Raw genomic sequence first — 19,446 nt, forward strand, 5'->3', positions numbered from 1 at the left:
CCCGGCCACCGCGCAGCGCCCGACCACCACCGGCCCGGGTGCGCGCCAGCCCGGGGGCACCGCCCGGCCCGTCGACGCCGACCGGCCCGGCCGACGTCCGACCGCCCCGCCCGGCGACCAGTTCGCCGGCCGCACCCCGGCGGCTCCGCCTGCGGGCGGCCTCGCACCCGCCACCTCGCCCACCGGCCCGCGTGCCGCTGGCACCCCGCCGACCGGCCCGCGCCCGGCTGGCACCCCGCCGACCGGCCCGCGCCCGGCTGGCACCCCGCCGACGGGCCCGCGCCCGGCCGGCACCCCGCCCACCGGCCCGCGTGCCGCTCGCGGCGTGCCGGACGGGCCTCCGGCCTCCGGCGGGACCCCCGACTTCGCCGCTGCGCCGGACGATCGGCGTACCCCCGCCCGGTCCCCGATCGACGGGCCCACCGCTGTCGTTCCGCCGCTCGACCCGCGCGGTGTCGCGGCACCGCCGGTCGACCGACGGGCCGGCGGTCCCGGGCCCTCCGCGGGGCCGCCGACCGGCCCCCGGGACGAAGGGCCGGGACGCGCCGCCGCACCGCACGGCGCTCCCCGCGAACCCGGTACCGGCCGGAACCCCGACCGGCCCGTCGGACCTGCGGCCGAACGGCCCGCCGCACCGACCGTCCGGCCGGCGACCATGGGCGAGGTGCCGACCGCGATCATTCCCGCGGTGGGTGGCCGTCCGGGCCGCGCCGCCGACGCCCCGCGGCCCGGCTCACCCGCCGACAGCCGTCCGCTGCCGCCCGACGTCGACCAGGGACGGTCCGCGGACCCGGCCGCCACCGCGCTGATCCCGGCGGTCACGGGTCGACGACCGGCCGCCGCCCCGACGATGGACTCGACCGCCCTGATGGGGGCCGTACCACCGGTGCCGGACACCGGGGAGCCGGCCGACGCGCAGGGCGACAGCCCGGCCGAACCACCCCGCCCACGCCGGGGCGAACGGGTCGTGCAGCTGCGGCCCGAGCAGACCGGCGAGGGGTACAAGAGCGTCTACTCGGAGCTGACCCGGCCCTCGCTGGCGTCCCGACTGCGGACCGGCATCCGGGTGGCCGGCGAGGTGCTGATCACCTTCGGCCTGGTCGTGCTGCTCTTCGCCGGCTACGAGATCTGGGGCAAGTCGGTCATCGTCGACGCCCGCCAGGACGACCTGAACAGCCAGCTCACCCAGGCCTGGGCACCCGACCCCACCGTCGGACCGACGGGACCCACCAAGAAGCCCGGCCCCCCGGTGGAGGGCAAGCCGATCGCCGGGCTCTACATCCCCAAGTTGGACAAGCACTGGATCGTGGTCGAGGGGGTCACCCCCAAGGACATCCGGTACGCCCCCGGCCACTACCCGAAGAGCGCACTCCCCGGCGAGGTCGGCAACTTCGCCGTCGCCGGGCACCGCATCCAGGCCACCTTCTGGCGGCTGGACGAGCTGAACAGCGGCGACAACATCGTCGTCGAGGGCAAGACCGAGTGGTACGTCTACAAGGTCTACCAGAGCCACATCGTGAAGCCGTACCAGGTCGAGGCGGTGGCACCGGTGCCGATGAAGCCCGGCGTGAAGCCGACCGAGAAGCTGCTCACCCTGACCACCTGCAACCCGAAGTTCGACAACTACCAGCGCCTGATCATCCATGCCCGGCTGGACCACGTACAGGCCAAGTCGGCGGGTCCTCCGGCGGAGCTGGAAGGCTGACATGTACGCGTGGATCTGGCGCAAGCTCCCCTTCGGGCTGCCCGGCAAGCTGATCGGCTCGGTGCTGCTCGCCGCCGCGACGGTGGCGCTGCTCTGGCTCGTCGTCTTCCCCTGGGCGGAACCGCTGCTCCCCTTCGACGACGTCCAGGTCACCCAGGACTCCGGGGTGCCCGGCGAGAGTGGCGACGGCGGCCTCACGGTGCCCAGCAACGCCCCCACCGACGAGGAACTGCCGTACAGCACCCATTCGAACAACGCCCCGCCCCCCACCCCGAACAGGTGAACCGATGCGCGTCCTGGTGATCGACAACTACGACTCGTTCGTCTTCAATCTGGTGCAGTACCTGGGCCAGCTCGGCGTGGACTGCGAGGTGCGCCGCAACGACGAGATCGACGTGGCGGAGGTCGGCCGGGTCGGCGCTGACGGCGTCCTGCTCTCGCCCGGGCCGGGCAGCCCCGACCGCGCCGGCATCTGTCTCGACGTGATCCGGGAGTACGCCGGGAAGCTGCCCCTGTTCGGGGTCTGCCTCGGTCACCAGGCCATCGGCGAGGCGTTCGGCGGCACCGTCACCCGGGCGCCCGAGCTGCTGCACGGCAAGACCTCCGAGGTACGCCACCACGGCGTCGGCGTGCTCGCCGGCCTGCCCGACCCGTTCACCGCCACCCGCTACCACTCGCTCGCCGTACTGCCCGAGACGCTGCCGGCGGAGCTGGAGGTGACCGGCTGGACCGAATCGGGTGTGGTGATGGCGATGCGGCACCGGACGCTGCCCATCGAGGGCGTCCAGTTCCACCCGGAGTCCGTGCTGACCGAGGGCGGTCACCTGATGCTGGCGAACTGGCTGGCGGCGTGTGGCTTCACCGAGGCGCTGGAGCGCGCCCCGGAGCTGGCCGCCGAGGTGGACGCCCGCCGCCGCGCCGCCTTCGCCACCACCTGACCACGGAAACCCCACGTCGGCGACCTCGAGTCGATCAAACGCGGGACGAGCAGGATCGACCGCCGGACGAGTCGAGCGGTCGCCGGGTCAGTCGACCGGGAGCCTGGCCGGCGGGGTGGTCGGGAACGGCAGGCCGCCACCACCGCCGGGGGCGGTCGGCGTGCCGGTGGGAGTCGGGCCGGACGGCGTGACGCTCGGCGAGTCGGACGGCTCCGGCAAGGGCACGGTCACCTCGATGGTCACCCGCTCACCCTTGGGCAGCTTCGTGCCCGCCTTCGGGGACTGGTCGGCCACCTTGCCGGCCTCGCTCGCCGGCACCTCGTCGCCGTCGCGGACCTTCACCTTGTAGCCGGCGTTCTCCAACTGCTTGGTCGCCTGTTCCTTGGTGTAACCCCGCACGTCCGGGACCTCGTTGAGGTTGCCGCGCGAGACCTGCACCTTGACGGTGCTGCCGGGAGGGACGTCGGTTCCCTCGTTGGGGCTGACGTCGACGACCGTGCCCTCCGGCGCAGCATTGTCGACCTTGGTGTCGTCGACCTTGAGTCCCAGGGCTTCGAGCTGCGACTCGACGTTCTTGAACTGCGAGTTCACCAGCCCGGGCGGGATGGTGACCGTACCCGGTCCGGTGCAGACCGAGAGGGTGACGTTCCGGTTCTTCTCCAGCTCGGAGTTCGCCGGCGGGTCCTGGTCGACCACGCTGCCCTTCTGGCAGGTGGTCGTCTTGACCGGGTCGCCGGGCACCGGGATCAACCCGGCCTTGCGGACCTCCGCCTCCGCTGCGGCCTGGGACAACCCCTTGACCGACGGCACCTGGACCTTTGCGTTGCCGCGCTGGTTGAGCATCAGGGCGGCGACCAGGGCGATCACCGCCAGCACGCCCAGTGCGGCGAACGTGGCGATCACCCAGGACGAACTCTTCCGCTTGCGCGGGTCGCCGACCCGGGCCGGCATCTGCTGGCGGGTCTGCGGACCCAGCACCTGGGTCTGCTGATAGCCGGCGGCCGGAGCCATCGGCGCGGTCTCCTCCACCGGCATCACCGGGGTGGCCAGCACGGGGCGACCGGCGGCGGCGCGGAGCAGGTCGGCGCGCATCTCGCCGGCGCTCTGGTAGCGGTTGAGCGGGTTCTTCGACAGCGCCTTCAGCACGATCGCGTCGACCGCCGGGTTGACGTCCGGGTTGATGTCGCTCGGCGTCGGCGGCGCCTCCCGCACGTGCTGGTACGCGACGCTGACCGGGCTGTCCCCGACGAACGGCGGGTGCCCGCAGAGCAGCTCGAACAGGACGCAGCCGCCCGCGTACACGTCGGAGCGGGCGTCGACGGCCTCACCGCGCGCCTGCTCCGGCGAAAGATACTGCGCGGTGCCGATGACGGCGCTGGTCTGGGTCATCGTGGTGGCGCCACTGGCCAGCGCCCGGGCGATGCCGAAGTCCATCACCTTGACCTGGCCGGTCTGGGTGAGCATCACGTTGCCCGGCTTGATGTCCCGGTGGATGATGCCGTGCCGGTGGCTGAACTCCAGCGCCGCGCACATGTCGGCGCAGATCTCCAGCGCCCGGCGCGGCTGGAGCCGCCCCTCGGCGCCCAGCACCTCCTTGAGGGTGCGCCCGTTGACGAACTCCATCACGATGAACGGCAGCGTCTCGCCGGTCGGCCCGGTCTCCTCACCGGTGTCGTAGACGGCGACGATGGCCGGGTGGTTGAGCGAGGCGGCGTTCTGCGCCTCCCGGCGGAACCGCATCTGGAACGTGGCGTCCCGGGCCAGGTCGGCCCGGAGCATCTTGATCGCGACGTCCCGACCGAGCCGGAGATCGCGGCCGCGGTGCACCTCTGCCATGCCGCCGTAGCCGAGCAGCTCGCCGACCTGGTACCTGCCACCGAGCAGGCGGGCCTGCGCTGTCATCGCGTCTCTCGTCCTTCGCTCGTCGTCGTCTCGCCGCCATCCGGCTGGAGCCGTACCATCCGACGGTACGACGCCGGGACCGGATCGTCGCCCCCCTGGGCCCGCAGCGCGCCGGAGTCGACGTCCCGCGGGGCCGACACGCCGGGTTCACCGGACGCGTTGCCCTTCTTCACGCTGTAGGAAATCACGCCGGAGCAGAGCACGACCAGCACGCCCAGCAGGATGGCGACCAGCCACAGCCCTGACCTGGAACGACGGGGAGCCGGCGGAACGGGGGCGGCCACCGGCCGGGCGTACCCGAGGGGGTTGTGCTGGCGGGGCGGCACGACCGCCGCTCCGCGCGGTGCGATCGGCTGCTGCGGCGCCATCGGCGGCCGGTGCTGCTGCGGCGCGACCGGCGTCACCGCGGTCGGCCGGGGAGCCACGGCCGGCGGGCGCGCGGCCATGGGCGGGCGGGGCGGCTGGGCGACCGGCGGGCGGGCCGCCGGCGGTGCCACCGGCGGGCGGGCCTGCGGTCGGGCGGCCGTCGGGACCTGGGCCCGGGCCGTCGGCGCGGCCGGCGAGGCGGGTACGCCCGAGATCGGGCCGGAGTGGCCGGCTCGCGCCTGCTGGGAGAGCGCGACCTTGGCCTGGCGGGCGACCCCGGCCAGGGCGGCGGCGCTCGGCCAGCGGGCCGCCGGGTCCTTCGCCAGGGCGCGTTCCACGATGGCCCTGACCTGCGGCGGGATGTCACCGGGAAGCGGCCGGGGGGTGTCCCGGACGTGCTTCATGGCGATTTCCAGCGGGTTGTCGCCCTCGAAGGGACGGCGGCCGGCGAGGCACTGGTAGGCGACCACGCCGAGGGCGTAGACGTCCGAGGCGGGGGTGGCGACCGCGCCGGTGGCCTGCTCCGGCGAGATGTACGACGCGGTGCCGAGCACCGAGCCGGCGGCGGTGAGCTGGCCGACCAGGTCGGAGCGGGCGATGCCGAAGTCGGTGAGCACCAGCGTGCCGTTCGGCCGGACCAGCAGGTTGCCCGGCTTCACGTCGCGGTGCACGATGCCCTTCTCGTGGGCGGCGTGCAGCGCGTCGGCGGCCTGCGCGAGCAGGGCCATCGTGCGGGCCGGGGTGAGCCGGCCGACCCGGCTCAGGGTCGACGACAGGGCGTCGCCCTCGACGTACTCCATGACCAGGAAGGCGATGTGCTGGTCGCTGCCGAAGTCGTAGACGTCGACCACGCCGGGGTGGTTGATGGTGGCCATGGTCCGTGCCTCGCCGCGGAACCGCTCGGCGAAGCCCGGCTCGTCGAGCAGCGCCGGGAGCAGGCTCTTCACCGCGACCGTACGGCCCAGCACCTGGTCGGTGCCGCGCCAGACGTCGCCCATGCCACCGCTGGCGATCCGCTCGTCGAGGCGGTAGCGGTTTCCGAGCTGCACCCCGGGGCTGAGCATGTCAGCGGCCTCCGGAGTCCGCGATGGCCGCCTGCATGATCCGGCCGGCGATCCGGGCGGCCTCGGCGCTGCCACCGCTGCCGGCCTGCTCCAGTTCGACGCAGACCGCGGAGACCGCGTTGCCGTTCTTGTCGATGGCGAAGCCGATGAACCAGCCGTGGTCGGGGGTGCCCGGGCCGGACTGGGCGGTGCCGGTCTTGCCGCCGACGGTGTAGCCGTCGATCGCCGCCTTCCGCCCGGTGCCGTTCTCGACCACGCTGACCATCATGTCCCGCAGGTCGTTCGCGACCGGGTCGCTGATCGGCTGGCGCAGCTCCCGGTCCTTGGCGGTGTAGTAGCTGGTGGTGCGGTCCGGGGCGAGGAGCTGCTTGACCAGGTAGGGCCGCATCTGCTTGCCGTGGTTGGCGACCGACCCGGCGATCAGCGCGCCCTCCAGCGGGGTCATCCGGACGTCCCGCTGGCCGATCGAGGACTGAGCCAGGGCGGCCGGGTCGGTGGCACCGCCGGGGGCCGCCATGTCGCCGGTCCGGCTGGCCGCCACGCCGAAGCCGCCCTCGCCGAGCTGCCCGACGGTGAGGTCCTCCTGCTCGAAGCCGAACTGGCGGGCCTTTTCCTTGATCTTGTCGGCGCCCAGCTTGACGCCGAGCTGGGCGAAGCCGGTGTTGCAGGACTCGGTGACCGCCTCGATCAGGCTGACCTGCGGTTCCGGGCAGATGGAGGGCGCGGCGTTGCGGATCGGCTGGCCGGAGGTCGGCGGGGTGTAGCTGGAACCCGCCGGGATCTGCGTGGTCTTGGTGATCCCGCTCTCCAGCGCGGCAGCGGCGACCACGATCTTGAAGGTCGAGCCGGGCGGAAGGGTCTCCGACAGGGCGCGGTTCTTCAGCGGCCCGGCCGGGTCCTTGTCGAGCTTGTTGTACGCCGTCTCGGCCACCGTGGTGTCGTGGCTGGCCAGCGGGTTCGGGTCGAAGCTCGGCATCGAGACCAGCGCCTGAACCGCCCCGGTACGCGGGTCGATCGCGATCGCCGCGCCCTTGGTGGCCCCGACCTGGTTGTCGGTGAGCTGCTTGTACGCCGTCTCCTGGGCCCGCTTGGAGAGGGTGAGCAGCACGTTGCCGCCGCCGGTCTCGTCCCCGGTGAACATGTCCTTCACCCGGTTGGCGATCAGCTGGTCGCTGGTGCCGGCGAGGAAGTCGTTCTCGATCTTCTCGATGCCGGTGTCGGCGAGGTTGACCGGCTTGTAGCCCAGCACGTGGGCGTACTTCTCGCCGCCCGGGTAGGTGCGCTGGAACCGCAGCTTGCCGCCGGTCTCCTTGCTGGTGGCCAGTGCCGTGCCGCCGGCCTCGATGTTGCCGCGCTTGCGCTCGTACTCGGCCACCTGGACCCGGCCGTTGTAGTCGCTGTTGCGGTATTCGTCGGCCTTGTAGGCCTGGATCCAGTTCAGGTTCGCGAAGAGCAGACCGAACAGGATCATGACGACGACGCCCACGCGGCGCAGGGGTGCGTTCACGGCCGGATCACCTCCGTGGGGGCACCGTGCAGCTGCTCGGGCGGGGCACCGGCCGGGCGGGCCGCCGGGCCACCGCCGCCGGTGACCGGCCGACGGGCACCGTCGGAGACCCGCAGCAGGATCGCGATGAGCAGCCAGTTCGCCATCAGCGACGAACCACCGGCCGAGAGGAACGGGGTGGTCTGGCCGGTCAGCGGAATGAGCTTGCTGATCCCGCCGACGATCACGAAGACCTGGAGGGCCAGGGTGAAGGCCAGGCCGCCGGCGAGGAGCTTGCCGAACGAGTCGCGGACCGCCAGCGCCGCCCGCAGGCCCCGCTCGACGATCAGCAGATAGACCACGAGTAGCGCGGAGAGACCGAAGAGCCCGATCTCCTCGCCGATGCCGGCGAAGATGAAGTCGGTCTGCACCTCGGGCAGCAGGGTCGGCTGGCCGCCGCCCGGGCCGGCCCCGAAGAGGCCGCCGGTGCCGAGCGTGAGCAGGCCCTGGACGAGCTGGTAGCCGCGGTCGTACGGCTCGGCGAACGGGTCCAGCCAGATCTGCGCGCGGTCGTAGAAGTTGAGGAACGGACCGCCGACCGTGCTGCCGAGGACGTACGCCAGGTAGGCGCCGCCGAAGAAGAGCGTCAGGCCGATGAGCAACCAACTGACCCGTTCGGTGGCGATGTAGAGGGTCACCACGAACATGCCGAAGTAGAGCAGCGAGGTGCCCAGGTCCTTCTCGAAGACCAGGACCAGGAGGCTGATCATCCAGACCACCAGGACCGGGCCGAGGTCCCGTCCGCGCGGGAAGTCGATGCCGAGCACCCGCCGGCTCGCCAGCGAGAGCACCTCACGCTTGCGGACCAGGTAGTACGCGAAGAAGGCCAGCAGGGCCAGCTTGGCGAACTCACCCGGCTGGATCGAGAAGCCGCCGATCCGGATCCACAGCTTGGCGTTGTTGATCTCGGAGAAGCGGGCCGGCAGCACCGCCGGGATCATCACCAGCACGATGCCGGCCAACCCCAGGGTGTACGCGTACCGGGAGAGCGACCGGTGGTCCCGCATCAGGGCGAGCAGCCCGGCGGCGAGGATCACCGCACCGAGCGTCCAGGCCAGCTGTCGGCCTCCCGTACCGGCGAAGATCGCCAGCGTCTCCCGGTCGGCGGGGGCGGCCTTGGCCAGGTCGTACCGGCGCAGGAAGCCCACCCCGATGCCGTTGAGCAGGGCCACCGCCGGCAGCAGTGCCGGGTCGGCGAACGGCGCCAGCCAGCGGATCACCAGGTGCAGGCCGAGGAAGACCAGCCCCAGCGCGGCGGCCGGCATCCAGAAGTCCGGGGTGACCGTGTCCAGCACGTTCGCCTCGACCGTCGCCGCGTACGCCGCCACCAGCACCATGGCCAGCAGCAGCAGCGACAGCTCGGCGTTGCGCCGGGACCGGGCCAGGCGTACGCCGGGCTGCTCGCCCGTCGAGGCGGGCGAGGCTGCGGGTACGGCCGCTGCGGTCACGAAGAGGTCCTCGGTGTCGAGCCGACGTTCACTCCGGCGACCGGCAGCCGGCCGGATCGACCGGCGGGACCGTGTCGGAGGGAACGGCGTCGGGCGTGGTGGTGGGCGCGGGCGGGGCGGTGCCGACCGGCCGGGCGCTCCCACTGACCGCCGGTGCCACCGGAGTGCCGGTGGGCGCGGGCGGGGGCGGGGTGGCCGTCGGGCTCGGCGGGCAGACCGGCTTGAGGTTCGGATTCGCCGGGTCGTCGCTGGTCAGCTCGGCCAGCCGGCGCTGCGCGTCGGGCTCGCTCCGCGCCTGGATGCCCTGCTTGACCTGCTCCTGCGCGGCCAGCGTGAGGTCGTCCAGCTTGGCGTCGCTGGTCGAGTGCACGCTGGACAGGTCGAGACCGGCGACCTGCCCGGGGACGCCCCGGAACACCGCCAGCCGCCCCTCGTCGGTCGCGCCGACGTAGTACTGCCGCTGGGTGTAGCTCCAGCCGGCGAAGAGGCCGCCACCGAGGATGACCAGCAGCGCCAGCATCATCGCCACGGTACGCAGCGGCCGGCGCCGCCGCTCCGGCTCGTCGTCCTTGTCCGCCGGCTCCTCCGGAGCGGGCGGGCGGGGCGCGTTGAGCGCGGAGGCGCGGGCCGCCGGGGTGGAGACGTCGGCCGAGGTGGCCATGCCCCGGTCGCGGGCGGCGGCACCGCCGACGATCGGGGACGCCTCGACGATGTCCTGGTCGGTGGCGTCCGCGATGATCACGGTGATGTTGTCCGGTCCGCCGCCGCGCAGCGCGAGCTGCACCAGGCGCTCGACGCACTGCTGCGGATCCGGGTATTCCCGCAGGGTGTCGCCGATGGTGTCCGCGCTGACCACACCGGAGAGCCCGTCGCTGCAGATCAGGTAACGGTCACCGGGCAGCACCTGCCGGACGCTGTATTCCGGGTCGATGTCGCGACCGTCCAGGGCGCGGGTGAGCAGCGAGCGCTGGGGGTGGCTGCTCGCCTCCTCCGCGCTGATCCGGCCCTCGTCGACGAGCATCTGGACGTACGTGTCGTCCTTGGTGATCTGCGCGAACTCACCGTTGCGCAGGAGATAGGCCCGCGAGTCACCGATGTGGACCATGCCGAGCTTGCTGCCCGAGAAGAGGGTCGCGGTGAGCGTGGTGCCCATCCCCTCCAGCTGCGGGTTGGCGTCCACGGTGTCGCGGAGCTGCTGGTTGGCGGTGCCGACGGCCGAACGCAACGCATCGACGAGGGCGTCCCCGGGGACGTCCTCGTCGAGGGGCGCCATGGCACCGATGACGATGTTGCTGGCGACGTCACCGGCGGCCATGCCGCCCATGCCGTCGGCGACGGCGAGGAGCCGCGGTCCGGCGTAGACGGAATCCTGGTTACCGTCTCGGATCAGACCGCGGTCGCTGTGGGCCGCATAGCGCAGGGTCAGAGTCATGGCCGTAATTCGAGAGAAGTGCGGCCGATCCGGATCGGCACGCCGAGGGGGACGGGGGTTGGTCCGGTGACCTTAGCGCGATCCAGGTATGTGCCGTTAGTCGAGCCGAGATCCTCGACGAACCACTGCCCCTCGCGCGGCACCAGCCGGGCGTGCCGCGCCGAGGCGTAGTCGTCGGTGATCACCAGCGTGGAGTCCTCGGCCCGACCGATCGTGATCTGAGCCTCACCGAGGGTGATCCGGGTGCCGGCGAGCTGACCGGCGGTCACCACCAACTGGTGGGCGGCCCGGCCCCGCTTCACCTTCGCCGGTTTCGCCGCCGCCTGCCCGGTCGACGCCCCGACCGCGCGCGGCGCCGCCACCAGCCGACCCGACCGGGCCCCCGCGAACAGGTCCCGGCGGATGACGCCGACCACCGTGAACACGAAGATCCACAGCAGGATCAGGAATCCGAACCGGGCGACGGTGATGACCAGTTCCGGCAAGGCGGGTCAGCCGTCCACGCGGAAGGTCAGGGTGGTCGTGCCGAGCTGGATCATGTCGCCGGGGTTGAGGGCGACCGCCGAGACGCGCTGGCCGTTGACCATCGTCCCGTTCGTGGAGCCCAGGTCCGTCAGCACGACCTGACCACCGTCGAAGTCCAGCCGGGCGTGTCGCCGGGAGATCCCGACGTCGGGCAGGCGCAGGTTGGCCTGGTCGCCGCGGCCGATCACCGTCGAACCCATCTGGAGCGGGTAGGTGCGCCCGTCACCGGAGACCAGCCGTACGTTCCGGCCGCCGCCGTGGCCGGGCGGGGGGCCGTAGCCGCCGCCCTGGTCGTACGCCGGGTAGGCCGGCGGTCCGGCGTCGTAGCCGCCGGGCGCGGAGACCGGGGCGACGTCGCCACCGGTGTAGACCTCGGCGGTGACCCGGAACATTCCGGTGTCCAGTCCCTCGCCGCGCTCGATCTCCACGATCACATCGCCGTAGACGGTCCACGCCTGCTCGCCGATGAACTCCGCCTGCGACTGGGCCAGTTCCTGGGCCAGCGCGGCGGCGTACGGCGCCAGCCGACTGTGGTCGTACGGCGAGAGATCGATCACGTAGCGGTTGGGCACCAACGTGCGCCCACCGGCCAGGATCGCCTTGTGCGCCTCGGCCTCCCGCTGCATGGCGTTGAGGATCTCCACGGGGTGGACCACCCCTTTGAAGACCTTGGCGAAGGCCCCCTCTACCAGGCCTTCCAGACGCTTCTCGAAGCGTTGCAGCACGCTCACCGGCTCCTCCTCGGGTCCCGAGGACATGATGGTATCCGGACACCGCCTCCGCAGCTCACATGCCGCTCGGCCGGCTGCCGACGGCCCGTTCGAGGAGACCCCTGCGACCGTGCTACAGTTTCGTCCGCCACGAACGGTTACCGCTCGTGGCGATGACCGGGAACAGCGTAATATGTCCGGACAACCCGCCGCACAGGGCGGGAGCCTGGATCAGCTACGGTGCTCCGGGTCAGGCCACGGGGATGTGGCGGAATGGCAGACGCGCACGGTTCAGGTCCGTGTGTCCGAAAGGACGTGGGGGTTCAACTCCCCCCATCCCCACCAGATCGACGAGGGCTCCGCATCCGCGGGGCCCTCGCGTCGTATCGGGGCGTGCCGGGCGTCACGCTATGCTCCGATGGTTTCCTGCCTCCTATTGACCAGGAGTGTCGTGTGAGTGTCGCGTTGGTGACCGGCTCGGGCGGTCTCATCGGCTCCGAGGCGGTCCGGCACTTCGCCGGCCTCGGTCTCGACGTGGTCGGCATCGACAACGACATGCGGCAGGAGTTCTTCGGCGCCGAGGCGTCGACCGCGTGGAACGTGCGGCGGCTGACCGACGAGCTGGGGTCGGCGTACTCCCACCACAGCATCGACATCCGGGACCGGGCCGCGCTGGGCAAGCTCTTCGCCCGGTACGGCGGGGACATCGCCGTGGTGATCCACACCGCTGCCCAGCCGTCGCACGACTGGGCCGTCCGGGACCCGTTCACCGACTTCGACGTCAACGCCGGTGGCACCCTCAACGTGCTGCAGAACGTGCGCGAGCACTGCATCGAGGCACCGGTGATCCACTGCTCGACCAACAAGGTCTACGGCGACCGGCCGAACAGCCTGCCCCTGGTGGAGCTGGAGACCCGCTACGAGCTGCCCGAGGACCACCCCTACTTCCAGGGCATCCGCGAGGACATGTCGATCGACGCCTGCCTGCACTCGGTCTTCGGCGCCTCCAAGGTCGCCGCCGACGTGATGGTCCAGGAGTACGGCCGCTACTTCGGCATGAAGACCGCCTGCTTCCGGGGCGGCACGCTGACCGGCCCCGCCCACTCGGCCACCGAGCTGCACGGCTTCCTCGGCTATGTGATGCGCGCCAACATGGAGCGCCGGACGTACAAGATCTACGGCTACAAGGGCAAGCAGGTCCGGGACGCGATCCACAGCTCGGACGTGGTCTCCGCGTTCGAGGCGTTCTTCCGCAACCCCCGCTCGGCGGCGGTCTACAACCTGGGCGGCGGCCGGCACTCCAACATCTCGATGCGCGAGGTCTTCACCCTGGCCGAGGAGATCACCGGCCACGAGATGATCAGCGAGTACGTCGAGGCGAACCGGGTCGGCGACCACATGTGGTGGATCGGCTCGAACGAGGCGTTCCAGGCCGACTACCCGGACTGGAAGCAGGTCTACGACGTACCGATGATCGCCCGGGAGATCTACGAGGCGAACGTGGACAAGTGGGTGCCGCAGGCATGACCACCGGCACCAAGCGGAACGTCCTCGGCGTCCTGGTCGACGCCACGGACTACGCCGGAGCGACCGAGGCCGTGCTGGCGGCGGCGCGCGACCGCCGGCCGCTGGCGCTGACCGCGCTGGCCGTGCACGGCGTGATGACCGGCGTGCTGGACCCGCCGCACAACGCCCGGCTGAACGCGTTCGACGTGGTCACCCCGGACGGCCAGCCGGTCCGCTGGGCGCTCAACCTGCTGCACGGTGCCGGCCTGACCGATCGCGTCTACGGCCCGGAGCTCACCCTGCGGGTGCTGAGCCGCTTCGCCGACGAGGGCCTGCCGGTCTACCTGTACGGCTCGACCGAGGAGACCCTGGCCCGGCTCATCCCGGCGCTGGAGGCGAAGTTCCCGGCCCTCAAGATCGCCGGAGTGGAGCCGTCGAAGTTCCGCCAGGTGCAGCCCGGCGAGGACGTCGAGATCGCCGACCGGATCAAGGCCAGCGGGGCCCGGCTCGTCCTGGTCGGGCTGGGCTGCCCCCGCCAGGAGGTCTTCGCGTACGCGATGCGACCCCTGCTGGACATGCCGCTGATGGCGGTCGGCGCGGCCTTCGACTACCACGCCGGCCTGCTGCGCAACCCGCCACCGTGGATGCAGCGCGCCGGGCTGGAGTGGTTCTGGCGGCTCGGCCTGGAACCGAAGCGGCTCTGGCGCCGGTACGTGATCCTCAACCCGGCCTATCTGGCCCGGCTGGCGGCGCAGAAGACCGGCCTGTGGAAGGCCACCCCGCCGCCGCCCGCCACCGAACGCCCGACCACCTTCGCCGTCTGACCGGTCCGTCCGGCGAGGACGGAACGGTCAGCCCCTACGGGTCGCGCTTCCGGGGCGAACCGGGGAACGGCCCGGATTCGGCCGACGTCGAAGTGGGCAAGGCTGGCGCCATGGATGACCATCTCGCCGTTCTGCTCCCGATCGCGGCCGTCTGGACGGCCGCCGGGATCGTCGCGGACGGACTGCCCCGGCTGGACCGCGCCCGTGCGCTGCGCCGGCGTACCGGATGGTTGTCCGCCCTGACCCTGACCGGTCTCGTGCTGACGGCGGGGGTGCTGCTCGCCGGCCTGCAGAGCGCCGGGACGACACCGGTGGACCGGGCGGCGGCCGGGCTGGGCCTCGCCGCGGCCCCGGCGCTGGTGGTCGCGGTCTGCACCACGCGCCGGGTGCGGCGGCTGCGGGCCGGTGCGGGCGCGTTCGCCCGGGCACCGGAGATCCCGGCGCCGCACGGCCTGCGGGCCGCCGCGGCTCATCCCTTGATCGGACTGCCGCTCCAGGTCACCGCGCTGGCGGTGGTCCCGGCCCTGGTCTCGGCCGCGGGCCTCGACCTCTCCGCCGACCCGGGCGTCGCCGGGGCCGCGGTCACCGTCGGCGTCCTGGGGGTCGCCGTGATCGGGGTACGCCACGCGCTGCGGCACAGCCGGCTCGTCGAGCGGGCGACGCCGGCGGCGGTGGTGGTCAGCTCACCGCGAGCGGCCGGCGCCCTGCACGTATAGCAGTTCCAGGATCGCGCGGGTCGCCTCGAACCAGCGGTCCAGCCAGCCGGGCGGCGGAACGCTCCCCCGGGGCGGCAGCTCCAGCAGGAGGCCGCGCAGCAGCGGGTGGTCCGCCAGGGACTCGGTGGGCTCCAGCGGCCAGCCGGCCGGCGGGAACGACGGCTCGGTGAGCGGGTTCGGGTCCAGCGACGGCAGCGACAGCGGCGGGCCGGCCTGCTCCGGCGTGGACGGCCCGGTGTCCCGGCCGTCCAGGTCGGTGTCGGTGGAGACCACCTCGGTGAGGACCGTGTCCCGGCGTGCTCCGCGGTACTTCCCGCCGAACCGCTCGGGCTTGCCCGGGCCGTTCGTGAGGTTCTCTGAGCCGATCGTCGTCATCCGTCTCGCCTGCCTCGCTCGGTTGCCGATCCGGGCGGCGGGTCGTCGACCCGCGCCGTACCGAGGGGTACAACGAGGCGGGACGGAAGTGGCGACGGGCGGGCGGTGGATCCCGGCCGATCCACCGTCCACTCTCCACACGGACAGGCGTGGCCCCGCCCGGCGACGCTGCCGGATCGGGACCACGCCGGGTCCGTCATCGCCGGGTCAGGCCCGGTCGAACACACCGTTCCTGGCGCCGGCGACGAAGGCGTCCCAGTCGGCCGGACCGAAGACCAGGGCCGGGCCCTGCTTGTCCTTCGAGTCCCGGACGCCGACCGCCCCGGTCACGTACGCGACCTCCACGCAGTTGTCACAGTTCGGCCCGCTCTTCGAGCTCTTGAACCAGGTCGCCTGCGTCAGGTCCGCGGGGAACTGCTCGGTCGCGATTTCCACAGTGGCTCCTCTGCCAGTTTTGCGATGTGTGCGATGGATTCCTCCGGGCGTATGGCCGCTGCTCGAATGTGATCGAAGATGAAGCTGTACTTCTGCAGTTCGTCGCTCTTCTCCAGGAAGAGCCCACCCGTGGCGTTCTCCGCGTACACGACATCGGGATCACTCGCTTCGGGGAAGCTGAGGATGGTGAAGGTGCCGTCCATGCCGGCGTGCGCTCCCACCTCGAAGGGCAGGACCTGCAACGTCACGTTCGGCAACTGGGCCACCTCCACCAGCCGCTTGAGCTGGCCACGCATCACCGCGTCGCCACCAACCGGCCGGCTCAGCACCGCCTCATCGAGCACCACCCACAGATCGACCGGATCGTCCTGGGTCAACAACGACTGACGGCCCAACCGGACACGCACCCGTTGATGCACCTGGTCGGCGGTGAAGTCGGGCCGGGCGGCCCGGATCATCGCCCCCGCGTACTCCTCGGTCTCCAGCAGGCCCGGCACGACCTGCTGCTCGTACGCGCGGATCGAGCTGGCCGCCGCCTCCAGCCCCACGTACGCCCCGACCAGCACCGTGCTGTACGGATGCCACCAGCCCTTCTGCCGGGCCTCCCGGGCGATCTGCACCAGCTCGTCGCTCTCCGCGCCGACGACCCCGTAGATCCGGAGCATGTCCCGCACGTCGCGCGGGGTGGCGGTGGTGTGCCCGGTCTCGATCCGCGAGATCTTGGACGCCGAGCACTCCAACTGCTCGGCGACCGTCTCGATGGTGATGCCGGCGGCCTCCCGCTGGCGGCGGAGTTCCGCCCCCAGCCGGCGACGCCGGATCGTGGGACTGCGCCGTTCACTCACGACGCGGCTCCGGTGGTTGCTGGACGGGAACGTGTGCCCCTCGCGTTCACCCGGCTACCTCCGGTCGATCGCGCCCGGATCCACACCCGCCGGGGGCGCGACCGTCGTACGGCGGGCGATCGTTCGCGGCATGGGGTGGTGCCGGTCGTCGACCGGCCGCGACGGGCGAAACCGGCGTCCAGTGTGCCGCCCCGGTGCACACGTCTTCAAGCATGCCGTTCACGTGTCCTGCTCACGTATCGGCAAAAGTCGACGTGCAACTTGCATGTCGCACGTCGCTGATGCAGTCTGTCCGTATGGCATGGGTTACTCACCGTCCCCACATGATCTCTCGACGTGGTCGACCCCACGCCGAGGGGATGGCGGGCGGGGAGCCCTCCCGAGCTGCTGTGACAAGACCTGCCCCGGGGTGAAGACCCCGCCGCTGCACGTCAGTTGACTGTGGCGGCGGGAGCGGTAACCGGAGCAGTCGGGTGATGGTCGGGTGGCGGCACGCCACCGCGGGTACGGCCCGACCACCGCCGAACAACCTGAGCACGCCGGTCCACGAGGCACGACCCCGCAACCGGGCCGACCTGTCCCCCGATCAGCCCCCGCCGGCTCGCCGCCGGCCGATCCTCCCAGGAGCCCATGTGCTTCCCCGCTCCGGTGACGTACTGCACGTGACTCGCGCGGCGAGTGTCCAGTTCCTCAGACCGATCAGGTTCCGGGTGATCCGGGTGCTCGACTGGCCCACCTATGACGGATGGCTGTGGCTCGACGGCTATGAGCTGAACGCGGCGGGGGACGCGGTCAGCCGGCGGTCGATCTTCGTACAGTCGGCCGGTCTCGAGCAGCTCCAGGCCGCTCCCGCACCACGCCCGCACACCGCTGCCCGCCCGTACAACGTGCGTGCCGGCGCCCGACGGCCCGTCGCCCGGACCCCGGTCCGGGTGGGCTGACACCGCGATTGCCAGGTCGGGGGGCGTGCCGCCGCCATAGAATCGGTACGCCCACCCCGGCGAAGTCACCACCCCGCGCGTCCCGGACCCTGAACCTGGGATGGCCATGGTCAATCTGCCCGCCGCGCGGCGGCACCACAGGTCCCGCATCGGCTACGCCCTCGGGCTGCTGGCACTGCTCGGTGCCACGACCGCTCTCGTGGTCGTGGCCCGCTACCCCGGGCTCTCCGCCGCACAGGAGCTGAGCGCCCCGGTGCCGGCCCCCGAGATCACCGTGGCCGGGGAGGGGACCGCCCCACCCGACGGCTCGGCCGAGGCGGGCTGGTCGGCCGACGAGCCCCTCGCCCCCGCGCCCACGCCGGACGCGGCCGGTGTCGGCGCCGGGGCGGAGGCGCTGCCCGGTGGCGGGAGCGCAGACGGCACCACGACCGGGGACCTCAGCCGCTCGCTCTTCTATTCCGGACTGCTCGGGCTCGCCATCTCCCTCGCCGGCCTCGGCCTGGTCGGCACGAGACGGCGGCAGTGGTGAGGATCAGGGGGTCGCGGTGGCCGACGGGGCGGGCGTGGGCGTGCCGGCGTCGCTCGTCGGGGCCGCGGCCGCGGCGACCACGACGGTGACCCGCTCGCCCTCGCGGACCGGCTCACCCGCCTCGGGGTCGGTCTCGATCACCGTGCCGGCCGGCTGCTCCGACGTCCGGGTCCGTACCCGGTAGTCCACGCCCAGCCGGTCCAGGATCCCGCGGGCGGTCGCCTCCGGCAGTCCCACCAGCGGCGGCATCGGCACCTGCGCGGCGGCGGTGGTGGCGGGCGGGGTGGTCGGCGGCGGGGTGCTCGGGGCCGCGCTGGTGGTCGGGGCGGTGGTCGGCCGGAGCGAGGGCGTGGGGGCGGGTGCCGGGCCCTCGTCCGCGGCCCGCAGCGCCAACCAGACGCCGAGCCCGATCAGGGCGAGCAGCACCAGCGCCAGGATGCCCAGCAGGATCGGCATCCACCAGCGCCGGCCCGCCTGCTCCTCGGTGTACCACTCGGTCGACTGCTCGGCCGGTCGCGGCGGCGGCACCCCGGCCCGGCCGGACCAGGCCGCGGGCTCCTGGCGCGTCGGAGCATCGGACACCGGGCGCTGTCGTGCGGTGGCGTCCGGGCGGGGCAGCGGCCGGGTCGCATCCGCCCCCGGCACGGGCCGGGTGGCGTCCGGGTCGGGTGGCCCGCTCCGGTCCGCCCGGGGCAGCGGACGGGTGGCCTCGACGTTCTCCCCGGCGGGTGGTTCCTGACGGTCGTTGCTCATGGCACGTCCTCTCGCCACCGGGCGGGCGTCACGCCCCGGCCTTCAAGCTAGCCGCCCCGGCAAGGAGCCGCCGGGACCGGCACGGCGCGGCGCGTCACCGGCGGGGAGCGTCACCGTCGAGAACGGCGCGTCTCGTCTCGGCCTCCCGGACGTCGATTGCCGGCAGCAGCACGCCGGGGCGTCACGGCGTCGCGGAGGGCGTGGGCGTGGGCGTTGCGGACGGCCCGGCGCCGCAGGAGATCGACACCGGGTCGTTCCAGTGGGCCGCCGTGCCCGCCGCCGGATCCTGCCCGCTGACCTCACCGGTCCGGCCGGTGGCGTACCGGGGATAGAGGCCCGCCTCGACCAGGTCGTCGGCCGCGTCGTCGCAGTCGTTCCCGGTCAGGTCCGGCACCTCGACGACGGGCGCGGGACCGTCCACCCAGAGGGTGACGGTGATCCCCTTGCGGACCGGCGCGCCGGGCGCGGGGGAGGTCCGGGTGACGGCCCGGCCGGTGCCGGTGCCGAAGACGAGCCGCCAGCCGAGCTTGCGGTCGCGCAGCAACCCGCGCGCCACGTCGAAGTCCGTGCCCACGACCTCCGGCACGGTCAGCCCGGTCGAGGTGTGCGCCGTCGACCGCGGCGCCGGATCGGTGGTACGCGGGGAGGAGCTGGTCGGTTCGTCCGTGGGCGGCGCAGTCGTCGGGTCGCCGGTGGCGGCGGCGACCGGTCGGTCGGCAGGCGGGTCGTCGTCCCCGCTCGCCAGCACCCAGCCGCCGCTCGCGCCGATCACCACCAGCAGCACGGTCGCCACCGCGCCGCCGAGCAGCAACCGGGTCCGGTCCGACCGGCCCGCAGGTCCGGGATACCCGTCCGTCATCACGTCCACCGCCTCTTCACCGGCGAC

At 72.7% G+C, this 19,446-nt stretch carries 20 protein-coding genes and 1 tRNA gene; 9 read left to right on the forward strand and 12 right to left on the reverse strand.

Annotated features, from left to right (window positions below; genetic code table 11):
* Window positions 1-664: 664 nt before the first annotated feature.
* Genes ABUL08_RS23360 through ABUL08_RS23370 form a run of 3 tightly spaced genes read left to right on the forward strand, consistent with a single transcriptional unit; the run spans window position 665 to window position 2,643 of the window.
* Entirely contained in the window at window positions 665-1,705 is a 1,041-nt protein-coding gene (locus ABUL08_RS23360; RefSeq protein WP_350932108.1) for a class E sortase, read from the forward strand.
* Between the two features lies 1 nt (window position 1,706).
* Window positions 1,707-1,988 (forward strand): hypothetical protein, encoded by a 282-nt coding sequence (locus tag ABUL08_RS23365; RefSeq protein ID WP_350932109.1) that lies wholly within the window; start codon window positions 1,707-1,709, stop codon window positions 1,986-1,988.
* Between the two features lie 4 nt (window positions 1,989-1,992).
* Window positions 1,993-2,643: an aminodeoxychorismate/anthranilate synthase component II gene (locus tag ABUL08_RS23370; RefSeq protein ID WP_350932110.1), complete on the forward strand. Its 651-nt coding sequence runs from the start codon at window positions 1,993-1,995 to the stop codon at window positions 2,641-2,643.
* Between the two features lie 87 nt (window positions 2,644-2,730).
* Here ABUL08_RS23370 and pknB read toward each other — a convergent pair whose 3' ends face one another.
* Genes pknB through ABUL08_RS23405 form a run of 7 tightly spaced genes read right to left on the reverse strand, consistent with a single transcriptional unit; the run spans window position 2,731 to window position 11,684 of the window.
* On the reverse strand, window positions 2,731-4,545 hold the full coding sequence (gene pknB / locus ABUL08_RS23375) for a Stk1 family PASTA domain-containing Ser/Thr kinase (protein WP_350932111.1): 1,815 nt from the start codon (window positions 4,543-4,545) through the stop codon (window positions 2,731-2,733).
* Complete coding sequence (locus ABUL08_RS23380; RefSeq protein ID WP_350932112.1) at window positions 4,542-5,975, reverse strand: serine/threonine-protein kinase; 1,434 nt, start codon at window positions 5,973-5,975, stop codon at window positions 4,542-4,544. Before ABUL08_RS23380 ends, pknB begins: the two co-directional genes overlap by 4 nt.
* Window position 5,976: 1 nt before the next feature.
* Window positions 5,977-7,482, reverse strand: a complete 1,506-nt coding sequence (locus tag ABUL08_RS23385; protein WP_350932113.1) for a peptidoglycan D,D-transpeptidase FtsI family protein — start codon at window positions 7,480-7,482, stop codon at window positions 5,977-5,979.
* Window positions 7,479-8,969, reverse strand: a complete 1,491-nt coding sequence (locus tag ABUL08_RS23390) for an FtsW/RodA/SpoVE family cell cycle protein (RefSeq protein WP_377522494.1) — start codon at window positions 8,967-8,969, stop codon at window positions 7,479-7,481. The genes ABUL08_RS23385 and ABUL08_RS23390 overlap by 4 nt, the downstream gene beginning before the upstream one ends.
* Before the next feature lie 28 nt (window positions 8,970-8,997).
* On the reverse strand, window positions 8,998-10,401 hold the full coding sequence (locus ABUL08_RS23395) for a PP2C family protein-serine/threonine phosphatase (RefSeq protein ID WP_350932114.1): 1,404 nt from the start codon (window positions 10,399-10,401) through the stop codon (window positions 8,998-9,000).
* Window positions 10,398-10,886, reverse strand: a complete 489-nt coding sequence (locus ABUL08_RS23400) for an FHA domain-containing protein FhaB/FipA (protein WP_242795550.1) — start codon at window positions 10,884-10,886, stop codon at window positions 10,398-10,400. The genes ABUL08_RS23395 and ABUL08_RS23400 overlap by 4 nt, the downstream gene beginning before the upstream one ends.
* Window positions 10,887-10,892: 6 nt before the next feature.
* Window positions 10,893-11,684, reverse strand: a complete 792-nt coding sequence (locus ABUL08_RS23405; RefSeq protein ID WP_242795548.1) for an FhaA domain-containing protein — start codon at window positions 11,682-11,684, stop codon at window positions 10,893-10,895.
* Between the two features lie 211 nt (window positions 11,685-11,895).
* Here ABUL08_RS23405 and ABUL08_RS23410 point away from each other — a divergent pair.
* From ABUL08_RS23410 to ABUL08_RS23425, 4 genes are all read left to right on the forward strand, one after another.
* A tRNA-Leu gene (locus tag ABUL08_RS23410) sits at window positions 11,896-11,981 on the forward strand.
* Window positions 11,982-12,089: 108 nt separating this feature from the next.
* Window positions 12,090-13,163: an NAD-dependent epimerase/dehydratase family protein gene (locus ABUL08_RS23415; protein WP_350932115.1), complete on the forward strand. Its 1,074-nt coding sequence runs from the start codon at window positions 12,090-12,092 to the stop codon at window positions 13,161-13,163.
* Window positions 13,160-13,966: a WecB/TagA/CpsF family glycosyltransferase gene (locus ABUL08_RS23420; protein ID WP_350932116.1), complete on the forward strand. Its 807-nt coding sequence runs from the start codon at window positions 13,160-13,162 to the stop codon at window positions 13,964-13,966. Before ABUL08_RS23415 ends, ABUL08_RS23420 begins: the two co-directional genes overlap by 4 nt.
* Before the next feature lie 110 nt (window positions 13,967-14,076).
* Window positions 14,077-14,682 (forward strand): hypothetical protein, encoded by a 606-nt coding sequence (locus ABUL08_RS23425; RefSeq protein ID WP_350932117.1) that lies wholly within the window; start codon window positions 14,077-14,079, stop codon window positions 14,680-14,682.
* Here the strand turns inward: ABUL08_RS23425 and ABUL08_RS23430 are convergent.
* The 3 genes from ABUL08_RS23430 to ABUL08_RS23440 all read right to left on the reverse strand — a co-directional run bounded on the left by ABUL08_RS23430 (window position 14,650) and on the right by ABUL08_RS23440 (window position 16,337).
* Window positions 14,650-15,057 carry a hypothetical protein gene (locus ABUL08_RS23430; protein WP_350932118.1) on the reverse strand — a complete coding sequence of 136 codons (408 nt, stop codon included), beginning with the start codon at window positions 15,055-15,057 and terminating at the stop codon, window positions 14,650-14,652. The two genes, ABUL08_RS23425 and ABUL08_RS23430, sit on opposite strands and share 33 nt — an antisense overlap.
* Before the next feature lie 207 nt (window positions 15,058-15,264).
* The gene (locus tag ABUL08_RS23435; RefSeq protein ID WP_350938798.1) at window positions 15,265-15,486 is read right to left on the reverse strand and encodes a DUF397 domain-containing protein; all 222 of its coding nucleotides are present in this window, start codon (window positions 15,484-15,486) and stop codon (window positions 15,265-15,267) included.
* Window positions 15,456-16,337, reverse strand: coding sequence for a helix-turn-helix domain-containing protein (locus tag ABUL08_RS23440; protein ID WP_350932119.1), 882 nt, complete (start codon window positions 16,335-16,337; stop codon window positions 15,456-15,458). Before ABUL08_RS23440 ends, ABUL08_RS23435 begins: the two co-directional genes overlap by 31 nt.
* 632 nt (window positions 16,338-16,969) lie before the next feature.
* Between ABUL08_RS23440 and ABUL08_RS23445 the strand changes: the two genes are divergently transcribed.
* A complete protein-coding gene (locus tag ABUL08_RS23445) occupies window positions 16,970-17,278 on the forward strand; it encodes a hypothetical protein (RefSeq protein WP_350932120.1) in 309 nt (102 codons plus the stop codon).
* Between the two features lie 100 nt (window positions 17,279-17,378).
* On the forward strand, window positions 17,379-17,807 hold the full coding sequence (locus tag ABUL08_RS23450; RefSeq protein WP_350932121.1) for a hypothetical protein: 429 nt from the start codon (window positions 17,379-17,381) through the stop codon (window positions 17,805-17,807).
* Between the two features lie 3 nt (window positions 17,808-17,810).
* Here the strand turns inward: ABUL08_RS23450 and ABUL08_RS23455 are convergent, their stop codons facing one another.
* Complete coding sequence (locus ABUL08_RS23455; protein WP_350932122.1) at window positions 17,811-18,560, reverse strand: PASTA domain-containing protein; 750 nt, start codon at window positions 18,558-18,560, stop codon at window positions 17,811-17,813.
* A gap of 181 nt (window positions 18,561-18,741) precedes the next feature.
* On the reverse strand, window positions 18,742-19,419 hold the full coding sequence (locus tag ABUL08_RS23460; RefSeq protein WP_350932123.1) for a PASTA domain-containing protein: 678 nt from the start codon (window positions 19,417-19,419) through the stop codon (window positions 18,742-18,744).
* Between the last annotated feature and the right edge of the window lie 27 nt (window positions 19,420-19,446).

It is taken from the genome of Micromonospora sp. CCTCC AA 2012012 (genome assembly GCF_040499845.1).
Lineage (GTDB): Bacteria > Actinomycetota > Actinomycetes > Mycobacteriales > Micromonosporaceae > Micromonospora > Micromonospora mangrovi.

Excerpts from the sequence above, each read along its gene's own strand:
- ABUL08_RS23365 (WP_350932109.1), top strand. The coding sequence starts at position 1,707 with ATGTACGCGTGGATCTGGCGCAAGCTCCCCTTCGGGCTGCCCGGCAAG.
- ABUL08_RS23370 (WP_350932110.1), top strand. The coding sequence starts at position 1,993 with ATGCGCGTCCTGGTGATCGACAACTACGACTCGTTCGTCTTCAATCTG.
- pknB (WP_350932111.1), bottom strand. The coding sequence starts at position 4,545 with ATGACAGCGCAGGCCCGCCTGCTCGGTGGCAGGTACCAGGTCGGCGAG.
- ABUL08_RS23380 (WP_350932112.1), bottom strand. The coding sequence starts at position 5,975 with ATGCTCAGCCCCGGGGTGCAGCTCGGAAACCGCTACCGCCTCGACGAG.
- ABUL08_RS23395 (WP_350932114.1), bottom strand. The coding sequence starts at position 10,401 with ATGACTCTGACCCTGCGCTATGCGGCCCACAGCGACCGCGGTCTGATC.
- ABUL08_RS23405 (WP_242795548.1), bottom strand. The coding sequence starts at position 11,684 with ATGTCCTCGGGACCCGAGGAGGAGCCGGTGAGCGTGCTGCAACGCTTC.
- ABUL08_RS23420 (WP_350932116.1), top strand. The coding sequence starts at position 13,160 with ATGACCACCGGCACCAAGCGGAACGTCCTCGGCGTCCTGGTCGACGCC.
- ABUL08_RS23425 (WP_350932117.1), top strand. The coding sequence starts at position 14,077 with ATGGATGACCATCTCGCCGTTCTGCTCCCGATCGCGGCCGTCTGGACG.
- ABUL08_RS23430 (WP_350932118.1), bottom strand. The coding sequence starts at position 15,057 with ATGACGACGATCGGCTCAGAGAACCTCACGAACGGCCCGGGCAAGCCC.
- ABUL08_RS23450 (WP_350932121.1), top strand. The coding sequence starts at position 17,379 with ATGGCCATGGTCAATCTGCCCGCCGCGCGGCGGCACCACAGGTCCCGC.
- ABUL08_RS23455 (WP_350932122.1), bottom strand. The coding sequence starts at position 18,560 with ATGAGCAACGACCGTCAGGAACCACCCGCCGGGGAGAACGTCGAGGCC.
- ABUL08_RS23460 (WP_350932123.1), bottom strand. The coding sequence starts at position 19,419 with ATGACGGACGGGTATCCCGGACCTGCGGGCCGGTCGGACCGGACCCGG.